This is a genomic window from Synechococcus sp. BA-120 BA3, from assembly GCF_034931285.1.
GTDB lineage: Bacteria > Cyanobacteriota > Cyanobacteriia > PCC-6307 > Cyanobiaceae > Cyanobium.
In genome coordinates this window covers 1-513 of the sequence record NZ_JAYGHZ010000246.1, presented here as the reverse complement: position 1 = coordinate 513, position 513 = coordinate 1, and the positions used below count along the sequence as shown (strand labels likewise).

Sequence of the window (513 nt, the reverse complement as noted above, 5' to 3'; positions counted from 1 at the left end):
GAGCAGCAGGGTGGGGGGCAGGGGCCGGCCGGCGCTCAGGGGTGCCAGGGGGCTGGCGGCGTCGTAGTAGGCGGCCACCGAGGCGAAGCCCCAGCGTGGGGCGGTGATGGCCGCATCGAAGGCCCGGATCGTGCGGGCCCGAGCGGGCCCCGCCAGCGCCCGGCGTTCGGCCTCCTGCAGTCCGCCCGGATCGGCCAGGGTCTGCTCCCGCAGGCGCTGCATCAGCCAGCGCTGGTACACCCGGTTGCGGCGGCGCTCGAACTGGACGGCGCAGGCATGGAGCTCAAGCGGGCTGCTGACGCAGACCAGGCCATCGAAGGCCAGGCCGGCCAGGCTGCCGTTGAGCAGCACGGTGCCCCCCAGGGAGATGCCGGCGCCGAACAGGGGCCGGCCAGCGGCCAGCTGCCGCGCCAGGGCCACGGCGGGACGCAGATCCTCACTGCAGCAGGCGCAGTAGGTGCCCCGGGCCAGGGGCCGGCCCCGGCCGGCCCCCCGCAGGTTGAGCCGCAGCAC

Annotated in this window: 1 protein-coding gene; it reads right to left on the bottom strand. The window is 76.6% G+C overall.

Features of this window, described 5'->3' with window-relative positions:
- Positions 1 to 513: alpha/beta fold hydrolase family protein (locus VB737_RS07570; RefSeq protein WP_500312291.1), on the bottom strand; the 513-nt coding region annotated here is incomplete at both ends.